At 72.8% G+C, this 11,827-nt stretch carries 12 protein-coding genes; 6 read left to right on the forward strand and 6 right to left on the reverse strand.

The features are described 5' to 3' along the window. Positions 1 to 158 precede the first annotated feature (158 nt). On the forward strand, positions 159 to 1,280 hold the full coding sequence (locus ACLJQZ_RS36750) for a Cmx/CmrA family chloramphenicol efflux MFS transporter (protein WP_410624858.1): 1,122 nt from the start codon (positions 159 to 161) through the stop codon (positions 1,278 to 1,280). On the opposite strand, the gene ACLJQZ_RS36755 is transcribed toward ACLJQZ_RS36750, so the two are convergent. Further along, on the reverse strand, positions 1,211 to 2,332 hold the full coding sequence (locus ACLJQZ_RS36755; protein WP_410624860.1) for an erythromycin esterase family protein: 1,122 nt from the start codon (positions 2,330 to 2,332) through the stop codon (positions 1,211 to 1,213). The genes ACLJQZ_RS36750 and ACLJQZ_RS36755 overlap by 70 nt on opposite strands. A gap of 71 nt (positions 2,333 to 2,403) precedes the next feature. Here ACLJQZ_RS36755 and ACLJQZ_RS36760 point away from each other — a divergent pair, with 71 nt between their 5' ends. Then, positions 2,404 to 3,090: a TioE family transcriptional regulator gene (locus tag ACLJQZ_RS36760; RefSeq protein ID WP_410624861.1), complete on the forward strand. Its 687-nt coding sequence runs from the start codon at positions 2,404 to 2,406 to the stop codon at positions 3,088 to 3,090. Here the strand turns inward: ACLJQZ_RS36760 and ACLJQZ_RS36765 are convergent. The 3 genes from ACLJQZ_RS36765 to ACLJQZ_RS36775 all read right to left on the reverse strand — a co-directional run bounded on the left by ACLJQZ_RS36765 (position 3,063) and on the right by ACLJQZ_RS36775 (position 5,185). Beyond that, positions 3,063 to 3,260 (reverse strand): hypothetical protein, encoded by a 198-nt coding sequence (locus ACLJQZ_RS36765; protein WP_410624863.1) that lies wholly within the window; start codon positions 3,258 to 3,260, stop codon positions 3,063 to 3,065. The genes ACLJQZ_RS36760 and ACLJQZ_RS36765 overlap by 28 nt on opposite strands. 84 nt (positions 3,261 to 3,344) lie before the next feature. Next, entirely contained in the window at positions 3,345 to 3,995 is a 651-nt protein-coding gene (locus ACLJQZ_RS36770) for a response regulator (RefSeq protein ID WP_247061497.1), read from the reverse strand. Beyond that, on the reverse strand, positions 3,983 to 5,185 hold the full coding sequence (locus tag ACLJQZ_RS36775; RefSeq protein WP_410624865.1) for a sensor histidine kinase: 1,203 nt from the start codon (positions 5,183 to 5,185) through the stop codon (positions 3,983 to 3,985). The genes ACLJQZ_RS36770 and ACLJQZ_RS36775 overlap by 13 nt, the downstream gene beginning before the upstream one ends. A 133-nt stretch (positions 5,186 to 5,318) precedes the next feature. On the opposite strand from ACLJQZ_RS36775, the gene ACLJQZ_RS36780 reads away from it, so the two are divergent. The 4 genes from ACLJQZ_RS36780 (at position 5,319) to ACLJQZ_RS36795 (ending at position 10,104) form a co-directional block, all read left to right on the forward strand. Beyond that, complete coding sequence (locus ACLJQZ_RS36780) at positions 5,319 to 6,053, forward strand: ABC transporter ATP-binding protein (protein ID WP_410624867.1); 735 nt, start codon at positions 5,319 to 5,321, stop codon at positions 6,051 to 6,053. A 2-nt stretch (positions 6,054 to 6,055) separates the two neighbouring features. Beyond that, positions 6,056 to 8,599 carry an ABC transporter permease gene (locus tag ACLJQZ_RS36785; protein ID WP_410624996.1) on the forward strand — a complete coding sequence of 848 codons (2,544 nt, stop codon included), beginning with the start codon at positions 6,056 to 6,058 and terminating at the stop codon, positions 8,597 to 8,599. Positions 8,600 to 8,779: 180 nt separating this feature from the next. Next, complete coding sequence (locus ACLJQZ_RS36790; protein ID WP_410624869.1) at positions 8,780 to 9,445, forward strand: glycoside hydrolase family 11 protein; 666 nt, start codon at positions 8,780 to 8,782, stop codon at positions 9,443 to 9,445. 2 nt (positions 9,446 to 9,447) lie between these two features. Next, complete coding sequence (locus ACLJQZ_RS36795) at positions 9,448 to 10,104, forward strand: polysaccharide deacetylase family protein (protein ID WP_410624870.1); 657 nt, start codon at positions 9,448 to 9,450, stop codon at positions 10,102 to 10,104. Positions 10,105 to 10,141: 37 nt separating this feature from the next. Here the strand turns inward: ACLJQZ_RS36795 and ACLJQZ_RS36800 are convergent, their stop codons facing one another. Together ACLJQZ_RS36800 and ACLJQZ_RS36805 are read right to left on the reverse strand one after the other, a co-directional pair. After that, entirely contained in the window at positions 10,142 to 10,858 is a 717-nt protein-coding gene (locus ACLJQZ_RS36800; protein WP_410624872.1) for a hypothetical protein, read from the reverse strand. Positions 10,859 to 10,875: 17 nt separating this feature from the next. Beyond that, on the reverse strand, positions 10,876 to 11,778 hold the full coding sequence (locus ACLJQZ_RS36805; protein ID WP_410624998.1) for a LysR substrate-binding domain-containing protein: 903 nt from the start codon (positions 11,776 to 11,778) through the stop codon (positions 10,876 to 10,878). Positions 11,779 to 11,827: the final 49 nt, after the last annotated feature.

Below are 11,827 nucleotides of genomic sequence, written 5' to 3' on the forward strand. Positions count from 1 at the left end.
CACGGTATCGTCGGACGCGTGTCGAGCCCCGAAGCGTCCAGGACCGGGCTGTCGGTCGCCCCGGCAGCCCGGTAGCTCGCTCCTTTCACCGCCCGCGTGCCCGGGTCCCCGGGTGACCACGAAGTCGTCTGCCGATCTCGTGATCCCTGGAGCCTGTCGTGCCCTTTCCTGTCTGCTTCCTCGCCCTGGCGGTGTTCGCCATGGGCACGTCCGAGTTCATGCTCGCCGGGCTGGTGCCCGATATCGCCGGCGCGCTGAGGATTTCCCCGGCGCAGGCCGGATTCCTGACGTCCGCGTTCGCCGTCGGCCTGGTCGTCGGCGCGCCGCTGATGGCCGCCGTGGCCCGTTCTTGGCGGCGTCGCACCGCGTTGCCGGTGTTCCTCGCGGTGTTCGTCGCGACGCACGTCGTCGGCGGACTCACCGGATCGTTCGCCGTACTCCTCGTGACGCGGGCGGTGGCCGCGGTGGCTTACGCGGGCTTTCTCGCCGTCGCCCTCACCGCGGCCGCGGGACTCGTGCCGCCGGAACGGACGGGCCGCGCGCTGGCCGTCCTGCTCGGCGGCACGACGCTCGCCTGCGTCGCCGGCATTCCCGGCGGCGCGCTGCTGAGCGCCGCGTTCGGCTGGCGCGCGGCGTTCTGGGCCGTCGCGCTGCTGTGCGTGCCCGCGGTCGCGGGAGTCGCGCGGATTCCCGGCACTCCCGCGACCGCGAAGCCGTCCGGGCTGCGTAAGGAACTCGCCCAGCTGCGACGACCGCCGCTCGCCGGGACGCTCTTGCTGGGCGCTCTGGTCAACGCGGCGACGTTCGGCGTCTTCACCGCCCTGGCGTCGCTGGCCACCGGGATCGCGCCGGTGCCGCTGGTCCTCGCGATCTTCGGCGTCGGCTGCTTCGCCGGCGTGACGGCGGCGGGCCGGCTCGCCGACCGGTGGCCCGGCCGGGTCGTCGCGATCGGCGGGCTCCTGCTGCTCGCGGGCTGGGTCGTGCTGGCGCTGGTCCCGGCCACGTTGCCCGTCCTGGCCTGCACGCAGGGCGCGTTGTCGTTCGCCGTCGGGAGCACGGTGATCGCCCGGATCCTGCGACTGGCCTCGGGCGCGCCGACGATGGCGGGCTCGTACGCGACGTCGGCGCTGAACGTCGGCGCCGCCGCCGGCCCGGTGCTCGGGGCGGTGGCGGCGCCGGTCTGGACGGCCGTCGCCCTGATCGCGATCGCTCAGGTCGTCGCGCTGATGTGCAGGACCGCGTCGGCGCCGTCGAGGACCTCGGGGGTGAGCGGGAAGTAGCCCGTCTCCGGGATGGCGTCCGTGCGCGTGCGGCCGGGCTCGACCGCGCGCACGAGGCCCCAGCCGTCGACGCGGTCCTGCAGCGACGCCTCGTAGGTCTCCGGCTCGGGCTCCCCGAGCCGGAGCGCCTCGCTGCGCCCGACGCTCCCGGCGACGAAGACGTACCGCTCGCCCAGCAACGACCCCACGATGGAGCCGGCGCCCGACCACACGAGGTTCGCCACCGCCGAACTCCAGGTGCTCGTGCTGCGCTGCAGGTGGCTGTTGTGGGCGAACACCAACGTCGGCCCCCGCCGGTCCTCGAGGTCGCGGATGTCGAGCAGGTTCTGCGCCATGATCGCGTCCCGGGTGCCGCTGAGCCGTGAATACCGTTCGGCGCCGTCGATCGCCGCTTGCTTGTGGTAGCGCAGCAGGCCGAGCCCGGCGGTGAGGTGCGTCCGCACGCGGACCCACTCGGCGCGCGAGGTCGCCGCGATCCGCTCCGGCGCGCGGCTGTAGAGCGTGGTCAGCAGGTCGTCGGCGAGCGCGCGCAGGGCGTCGGCTTCCGGCGTGGCGCCGGGGGAGGCCGCCGGGTCCATCACGGCTTCCGTGCGGCTCCACCGGTCGTCGTCGCCGGCGAGGCTCGCGACGTCGACGTCGAGGCCCAGGTAGTCACGGGCGTGTTCGAGGTAGCGTCGCGGGCCGGGTGCGCTCATCATCTCGGTGGACGCGTCGAAACCGTGGAACGCCAGGCGATCCGCGGCCGGGAGGGGCTCGTTGTGCTCGCGCATCCAGGCGACCAGGCGCCGGTTGGCTTCCAGCTCCCCGAAGCCGTGCGAGAAGCCTTCCTTCATCGCGGTGTCGAGGGTGCCGACGCCGTCGCGGACGAAGCCGTCCACGGCGAGCGCGGCCACCCGGTCGGTCTCGAGGGCGATCGAACGGAAGCCGTGGCCGGCCAGCTGGGCGAAGAGTGCGTTGCGCCGCAAGGGAAACGCGGGTTCCTGGTGCGACGGCTCGCCGTAACCCAGCAGGGTGCACGACGGAGGGGCGAAGTCTCGGATGTCCTGACTCATGAGGCTCAAGCGTATCGTTGAAAGAACAGTTGAGACTTCGCCGGAGCCGGACCCGGTAAAGTCTCAACTCGATGAGACCCGCCGACCTGGCCCGCGAGCACGGGCTCTCGACCCAGGCCGTCCGCAACTACGAAGCGGACGGCTTTCTCCCGCCCGCGGACCGCACGCCGAGCGGCTACCGGATCTACACCGGGACCCACGCGGCCGCGTTGCGCGCCTACCTGGCCCTGATCAAGGGATACGGCCACCCGGTGGCCGGTCGCGTGATGCTCGCGCTCCACGACGGCCACCTCGACGACGCCCTGCTGGCCATCGACCGCGGCCACGCCCGGCTGCTGCGCGACCGCGAAACCCTCGACTCGGTGCGCCGCGCCGTGGGCGACCTGACGGTGGAACCCGCGCCGGACCCCGGCGCCCGGACGATCGGCGAGCTGGCGCACCGGCTGCGCGTCACGCCGGCGACCCTGCGGAACTGGGAGCAGGCCGGCATCCTGACGCCCGCGCGCGACGCCGCGGGCTACCGCGTCTACCGCGCGGAGGACGTCCGCGACGCCGACGTCGCCCACCTCCTGCGCCGCGGCGGCTACCCGCTGGGGCACATCGCCACGGTGGTCGAGCAGATCCGGACGGCCGGCGGCACCGAGGAGCTGTCCCGTGCGCTGGCGGGCTGGCAGGCGCGGCTCACGGCCCAGGGCGTCGCCATGCTCGACGCGTCGGCGCGCCTCGGCGACTACCTGGCCTTGCGGCGGCGGACGTAGTGGGTGATCAGCAGGACGGTGCAGACCAGGGCGACCGAGCCGGCGACCGTGCGGAGGGTGAAATCCAGTCCCGTCACGGAACCGACGGCGTTGGTTCCGGCGCTGATGACCAGGACCAGCCAGAGGAGCGGGGCGAAGGTGCGGGCGGGGGCGATGGTGTTGTTTTCCATGACCGGAACGTTAGAAGCGGCCGCGGCGCGATTCACTGGCCCGCGCACCCGGAATCGGGGTAGCGCCTGCACTACCGGTGCGCGTCAGCTGTCGCGGCCGAGGTAGGCGAGCACGGCCAGCACACGCCGGTGGCCACCCTCGTCCGAGGGCAGGTCGAGCTTCTGGAAGATGTTGCGGATGTGCTTGAGCACCGCGCCGTCGCTGACGACGAGCAGTTCGGCGATGGTGCCGTTGTTGTAGCCCTCGGCCATCAGCGCCAGCACCTCGCGCTCGCGCGCGGTGAGCGCGTCCAGGGGATCCTTCGCGCGGCTGCGGGCCATCAGCTGGCCGATCACCTCAGGGTCCATCGCGGTGCCGCCCTTCGCGACGCGCTGCAGCGCGTCGAGGAACCGCTCGACCTTGCCGACGCGCTCCTTGAGCAGGTAGCCGACCCCGCCGACGCCGTCGGCCAGCAGCTCGACCGCGTAGCTCGTCTCGACGTGGGCCGAGAGCACCAGCACCGGCAGGCCCGGGTGGATCTCACGGGCCCGGACGGCGGCGCGCAACCCCTCGTCACGGTGCGTCGGCGGCATGCGCACGTCCATCACGACGGCGTCCGGCCGATCCTTCTCGACGAACTCGAGGAAGTCCTCGGCGTTGTCGAACGACGCGGCCACCTCGATGCCCGACGTCTTCAGCAGCAGCGACAGCCCTTCGCGCAACAGGGCGTCGTCCTCGGCGATCACGACCCGCATGGCAGCTCCACTCGCAGCTCGGTCGGCCCACCGGGTGGGCTGGTCAGGGTGAGGGTCCCGTCGAAGGCCTCGGCGCGCCGCCGGATCCCGGCGAGCCCGCTGCCGGCGGCCTCTTCGGCGCCGCCGCGGCCGTCGTCGCGGATGTCGATGGACAGCAGGCCCGGCGTGCCGCCGAGGGTGATCTCGATCTTCGACGCGTCGGCGTGCTTGGTCACGTTGGCCAGCGCCTCGGCCACGACGAAGTACGCGGCGGCCTCGACCGCCGCCGGCCGTCCGGCGTCGTTCTCGACGGTGAGCGCGACCGGCACCGGGCTGCGTTCGCCGAGGGCCCGCACCGCGCCGGCCAGCCCGCGTTCGCTCAGCAGCGGCGGGTAGATGCTGCGCACGACTGTCCGCAGCTCGGCCAGCGCGTCGGTCGCGGTGTCCTGCGCCTTGACCAGCAGGTCCCGCACGGTGTCCGGGTCGCGCTCGTACAGCTGCCCGGCGATGCCCAGCTGGAGCACGACGGCGGCGATCCGCGCCTGCGTCCCGTCGTGCAGGTCACGCTCGATGCGGCGCAGCTCGGCACCGTGCGCCTCCAGCGCGGCGGCCCGGGTCGCCGTCAGTTCGGCGACGCGGTCGGCCAGGACGACGCCCGCGCCGGGCTTGAGCAGCGACCGCGCGGTACGGGCCTGCCAGCGCGCGACCACCGGCGCGAGGAACAGGGTCACCGCGGCCATCGCGACGCCGCTGAGCACGGCCAGCCCGGCGGTCGGCCACGAGTGCACGACGATCCCCATGGACGCTTCGATCCCGCCGGGCACCGCCGGCCAGACGGCGGCCGTGACGACCTGCTGGACCGCGCCGATCGGCAGGCCGAAGGCCAGTGCGCCGATGAGCATCCCGGTCGCCGCGTGGATCGCCAGCCACGCGATGTCACGGCGGGTCGCCGGGTCGGTCACCGGGTTGCCGTCGCGGTAGGGCTCGGGGATCGGCTCGCCGAGCGCGCGGGCGGCCCGGCGGCGATCGAGCCGGACGACCTTGCGCGACAGCCGGATCGCGGGCGCCACCGACGGGATCCCGATGCCGAACGGGCACAGCACGAGCACGACGAGCAGCCCGATGAGGGCGAAGATCGACAACAGCGACGTCGCCGCCCCGGCCAGCAGGTAGCGCACCGCCGACCAGCAGGCACGCAAGCGGGTCGTCACGCCGTCAGTGTCCCACCGAGGCACACCCCACCGCTCTGGTGGTGCAGGCGCTACCCCCGATCCACCTCCCCACGGGATCGATCGGACGCCGCCACGAACCTAGTTTTGGTGCTACAGAACGAAAGGGATCGTGATGACCACAGGGCATGCGCTGGAGCTGGCCGAGGTGCGGAAGGTGTACGGCCGCGGGGACGGCGCCGTCACCGCGCTCGACGGGGTGTCCGTGGGGGTGCCGCGAGGGACGTTCACCGCCGTGATGGGGCCGTCCGGATCCGGCAAGAGCACGTTCCTGCACTGCGCGGCCGGGCTCGACCGGCCGACGTCGGGCCGGGTGCTGCTGGGCGACACCGAGATCGGCAAGCTGAAGGAAACCGCGCTCACGCAGCTGCGGCGCAGCCGGATCGGGTTCGTCTTCCAGGCCTACAACCTGCTGCCGTCGCTGAACGTGCTGCAGAACATCACGCTGCCGACGCGGTTGGCCGGCCGCAAGCCGGATCCGCACTGGCTGCGGGAAATCGTCGAAGGCGTCGGCATCGCGAAGAAGCTGGAAGCCCGGCCTTCGGAGCTGTCCGGCGGGCAGCAGCAGCGCGTCGCGATCGCGCGGGCGCTCGTCAGCCGGCCCGAGGTCGTGCTGGCCGACGAGCCGACCGGCGCGCTCGACACCCGCACCGGGCGGCAGGTGCTCGACCTGCTCCGCGCCGTCGTCGAAGGCATGGGCCAGACCGTCCTGATGGTCACGCACGACCCGGTCGCCGCATCGGCGGCGCACGGCGTGCTCTTCCTCGCCGACGGCAAGCTCGCCGGCCACCTCACGCAGCCCACGCCCGAGCGGGTCGCGGAGCGCATGACGCACCTCGGGGAGTGGTGACCGTGCTGACCCTGGCCCTGCAGACGATCCGGACGCGCATCGGCGGCTTCGCCGGCGCGTTCGTCGCGATCCTGTGCGGCGCGGCCCTGGTGGCCGCGTGCGGGATCCTCATGGAGTCCGGCCTGCGCGCCGGCGTCCCGACGCAGCGGTACGCGGCCGCGGCCGTCGTCGTCGGCGGCACCCAGTCGGTGCGGCCGCCCGGCGCGGACGCGCTGTCGTCGGAGCAGGTCGCCGAGCAGGCCACCGTGCCCGCGGACCTGACCGGCCGGTTCGCCGCGGTCCCCGGCGTCCGCGCCGCGGTGGCGGAGCAGAGCTTCCCGGCGCAGGTGGTGACCCGCGACGGGCAGGTGCTGACCGGCGTCCCGTCGCTCGGGCACAACTGGGACGCGGCGGTACTGGCGCCGTTCACGCTGAGCGCCGGCCGGGCGCCGGCGACCGACGGCGAGGTCGTCCTCGACGCCGACCTGGCCCAGCGCGCCGGCGTCGCCGTCGGCGACCAGGTGCGCGTCATGACGCGGTCGGCGCCGGTGCCGTTCCGGGTGTCCGGCGTCGCCACCGCGGCCGGCCTGTCGCGGCAGTCGGCACTGTTCTTCACGGTTTCCGAGGCCGCTCACCTGGCCGACCGGCCGGGCCAGGTGAACGCGATCGGCGTTCTGGCCGATCCGGGTGTCGCTCCGGACGCGCTCGCCGACCGCGTGCGGGCCGCGACGGCCGGGGCGCCGGTCGAGGTGACCAGCGGCGTCGAGCGCAGCACCGTCGAGTTCCTCGACGTCAGCCAGACCCGCACGCTGCTGCTCGCGATCGCCGGCTCGTTCGGTGGGTTCGCGCTGATGGTGGCGGTGTTCGTGGTGGCGAGCACCCTCGCGCTCACGATCAACCAGCGCCGGCGCGAGTTCGCGTTGCTGCGCGCCGTCGCGGCGACGCCGAAGCAGATCCGCAAGCTCATCGGCGTCGAGACGACGCTCATCGCGCTGGTCGCCGGCGTGCTCGGCAGCCTGCTCGGGCTGGCGGTCGCCGCCGGGATGCGCGACGCGTTCGCCGCGATCGGCGTCATCCCGGCGGACTTCGGCCTGGTGATCGGCCCGCTCCCGCTGGTGGCGGCGGTGGTCCTCGGCCTGGGCGCGGCGCGGCTGGCGGCCTGGACGGCGTCGCGGCGGCCGTCGACGATCAAGCCGGTCGAGGCACTCGGCGAAGCCGCGGTGGAGCGGCGTGAGCTCGGCAAGGTCCGGCTCGTCACGGGCTGGGCGCTGGTCCTGATCGGTCTCGGCGGCGCGGCGGTCCCGCTGTTCGTGCACGGCGACGCGGGCACGGCGGCGTCGTCGATGGCGACGCTCGTGACCGTCATCGGGCTGGCGGTCGTGGGGCCGCAGGTGGTCGGGCTGATGGTGCGGGTGCTCGCGCCGGTGCTGTCGCGGGTGTCGCGGATCAGCGGCTACCTGGCCGCGGCGAACAGCCAGGCCAACACGCGCCGGCTGGCGGCGGCGGTGACCCCGCTGATGCTGGCGGTCGCGTTCGCGCTGTCGATGTTCTACAGCCAGACGTCGGCCTCGGCGGCCGCCGAGCAGCAGACGGCGCGCTCGACCACGGCGGACTACGTGCTCACGAGCCCGGCGGGCGGCATCTCACCGGAGGTGGCCGAGGCGGTCCGCCGCGTCCCGGGCGTGGCGGCGGCGACCCCGGTGGTGCGCACCCAGGTGATCGTCGCGACGCCCACGGGCGAAGACATCGACGTCCAGAGCCTGCCCGCGCAGGGCCTGCTGGGCGACCAGGCCGGCGCGACCCTCGACCTGGGCGTCTCGGCCGGCCGCCTGGCGGACCTGCGGGGCGACACGGTGGCGTTGAGCGAGTCGGAGGCGAGCTGGCTGGACAAGAAGATCGGCGACCAGGTCGAGTTCTATTACGGAGACGGAGTTCCGGCCACGCTCCGCTTGGTCGCGACGTACACGCACGACTTGGCCTTCGGCGACTTCGTGCTGCCTGCTTCGCTGGCTCGTGCGCACACCGGCGACCAGCTGGACGACTCGGTCCTGGTCCGCCGTTCGCCCACCGCGGATCCCTCGGCCGTGTCCGCGGCTCTGGGCGCGGTCGCCGAGCGCTACCCGGGCTTGGGTTTCACCGCGGCATCCCCGGAAACGGGCGGCCAGCGGCAGGCGCAGTTCTACCTGAACCTGGTGGCGGTCGGCGTGCTGATCGGATACGTCGCGATTTCGGTGGCCAACACACTGGTGATGAGCACCGCCCAGCGCGGCCGCGAGTTCGCGTTGATGCGCTTGGTGGGCACGACGCGCGGCCAGGTGATCCGGATGATGCGCCTGGAGGCACTGGCCACGGTCGGGGTCGCGGTGGTCGTCGGGACGCTGGTTCCGTTGTTACCGTTGGCACTGCTGAACATGGGCCTGCGGGGGACCGTGGTGCCATCGGGCTCGCCGACCGTCTACTTGGGAATCATCGCGGGTGCGGTGTTGCTGGGACTGCTGTCGATGGGCCTGGCTACCCGGGTGGCCCTGCGAACCAAGCCGATCGACGCCATCGGGCTGCGGGAGTAGCCGTAGTCGCGGATCCGCCCTGCTGCAGTCAGTGACTGCAGCAGGGCGTTGATCCGTAGGTGGGGCGTCTCGAAACTCTCGAAACTCTCGAAAATCCTCGAAAGTTATTGCCCAACCAACCGTGCGGAAATCATGCTTCCGTCATCCTGGCTTGCCTGCCAGCCTCAATGAGGAGGAAGCATGCGCACCAAGAACCACGGCCGCTTCAGGGCGTTGACCGGCGGGGTCGCCCTGGCGCTGATCGCCGCGTTGACGCCGGGTGTCGCCCACGCCGACACCGTTGTCACCACCAACCAGACCGGGACCAGCAACGGCTACTACTACTCCTTCTGGACCGACGGTGGTGGCTCGGTTTCGATGACGCTCGGCTCCGGTGGCAACTACCGCACCTCCTGGAGCAACACCGGGAACTTCGTCGCCGGCAAGGGGTGGGGCAACGGGAGCCGGCGGACCGTGAACTACTCCGGCAGCTTCAACCCCTCCGGCAACGGCTATCTCGCGCTCTACGGCTGGACGTCGAACCCGCTCGTCGAGTACTACATCGTCGACAACTGGGGCACCTACCGGCCCACCGGCACCTACAAGGGCACCGTCACCAGTGACGGCGGCACCTACGACGTCTACCAGACCACGCGGTACAACGCGCCGTCCGTCGAAGGGACCAAGACGTTCAACCAGTACTGGAGCGTGCGGCAGCAGAAGCGGACCGGCGGCACCATCACCACCGGCAACCACTTCGACGCGTGGGCCCGCTACGGCATGCGGCTGGGCAACTTCAGCTACTACATGATCCTCGCGACCGAGGGTTACCAGAGCAGCGGCAACTCGAACCTGACGGTGGGCTGATCATGCGCAAATCCCTGGTGGCCGCCGCCATGCTGGCCGCGGCGAGCACGATCTCCGTCACTCCGGCCCACGCGGCCGCCTGTTCCGGGTACGTCGGGCTCACCTTCGACGACGGCCCGTCCAACGGCAACACTCCGGCACTGCTGACCGCGTTGCGGCAGAACGGCTTGCGCGCGACGGTGTTCAACGAGGGCCAGTACGCGGCCGCGTACCCGGCGCAGGTGCGGGCGGAGGTGAGCGCCGGGATGTGGGTCGGCAACCACAGTTACACGCACCCGCACCTGATCCAGCAGAGCCAGTCCCAAGTGGACTCGGAGATCTCCCGGACGCAGCAGGCGATCGCCAACGCGGGCGGCGGCACCCCCCGCCTGTTCCGGCCGCCGTACGGCGAGACCAACACGACCCTCCGGACGGTCGAAGCGAAGTACGGTCTCACCCAGATCATCTGGGACGTCGATTCGCAGGACTGGAACGGCGCGAGCGTGGACGCGATCGTCGCGGCCAACGCCCGGTTGCAGAACGGCCAGATCATCCTGATGCACGAGTGGCCGGCCAACACCCGGACGGCGATCCCGCGCATCGCGCAGGGGCTGGCCTCCCGCGGCCTGTGCGCGGGGATGATCTCCCCGCAGACGGGCCGCGCGGTCGCGCCGGCCTGAACCGGAAGCGCGGCGGCTCCCGGCGAGCCGCCGCGCGTCAGTTCACGTACCACTCGACCCGGACGGCCGTCGCCGACCGGGTCCGCAGCTCCGCGCACACCTCGTGCGTCACGAGCACGCCCGTGCGCCGGCAGAGCCGGGGCACCCCGTCGATCTCGCTCGCCGGCGTGAAACCGTGCGGCGCCAGATAGCCGCGCATCACGTCGGTGGCGCGGTCGCCGGTGGCGTCCAGGACACCCCAGCACCCGCCGGACCCACAGCCGACGGTCCGCACGACCGTCAGCTGAGACGGCCCGGGCGCGACGCCTTCGTTCCCGGGCGGCGCCTCCCACTCCGAGAACACGATGACGCCGGCCGCCACGAACCCGATGACCACCATGGTGAGCAGCAGCGAGCTGGGACGTTGCCGTTCGGCCAGCATGCCGGCCGCGCCGACGACGGCCGCGAGGGTGGTGTGGAACCAGTAGACCTCGATCGCCGCGGGCACCCACGGCCCGGCCAGCTCGAGCCCGCGCGGCACCGTGAACCAGGCCAGCAGGAGCAGCAGGAGCAGTCCGAAGAGCACGCCGGTTCGCGGTGCCGTCGCGAGGAAGCACCAGGCGATGATCGGAAGCAGCCCGAAGAAGGCCGCGAAGGGGTGCTCCCAGGAGAACGCGGCGACGCCGACGGCGGCGGCGACCAGGGCGATCCGCCACCAGTGCCGACCCAGCCACGACGGCACGGTGGTCGGTTCGGCTACCTCGGCATCGGACACCGGGTGATTGTCCCGGCTCAGCGATCGTCCTCGCCCAGCGCCCGCCGTACGGCCGAGCGCAGCCAGGAGTGCCCGCCGTCCGCGGAGTTCCGCGGGTGCCACGCCATCCCGATCACCACCGGTGGCAGTGGCAACGGCACCTCCAGCAGCCGCAGCCCCAGCGCGCGGGCCGCCTCCGTCATCGGGCCGGTCTCCCCGCCCGGCACCAGGCAGACCAGGTCCGTCCGCGCCGCCAGCGTCATCGCCGTCAGGTGGCTGGGCAGCACCGCCACCACCCGCCGCTGCAGGTCGGCGTCCGCCAGGGCCGCGTCCGCCGGGCCCGTGAAGCGGCCTCGCCGGCTCACCACCACGTGCGACGCCGCCGCGAAGCGGGCCGGCGTGAGGGGTCCCTCGGTCAGCGGGTGGCCCGCGCGGACCCCCGCCGCCAGGTGCAGGGTGACCAGCGGTTCCGTGCGGGTTTCCGGGTCCGCGTGGTCCAGGGCTCCGACCTCGAGGTCGACCTGGCCGTCGCGCAGCGCCGGGCCGCCCTCCAGTTCCTCGGCCCGGAACCGAACCGACACCCCGGGTGCCTCCGAAGCCGCGAGGTCCAGCAGGCCCGGGGCCAGTGCCGCGGCGACGATGTCGGCCGCCTGGACCGTGAACGTCCGATGCAGCGTCAGCGGGTCGACGTCCTTGCCGGGGGAGAGCAGCGCCCCGCAGCGGCGGACCACCGCCGCCACCTCGTCGCGCATCGCCTCCGCTCGCGGCGTCGGCACCATCGCCTGCCCCGCGCGCACCAGCAGCGGGTCGCCCAGCAGCCGCCGCAGCCGGGCCAAGGTGCGGCTCATCGCCGCCGGGGACGTGCGCAGCCGCTCCGCCGCGCGCGTGACGCTGTGTTCGGCCAGCAACGCGTCCAGCGCCACCAGCAGGTTCGCATCGATGTTCACCAGCACCGTTCCGATCTGAGCAACTATCCCGTGCCGACATTCC

Source organism: Amycolatopsis sp. cmx-8-4, from assembly GCF_046548675.1.
Lineage (GTDB): Bacteria > Actinomycetota > Actinomycetes > Mycobacteriales > Pseudonocardiaceae > Amycolatopsis.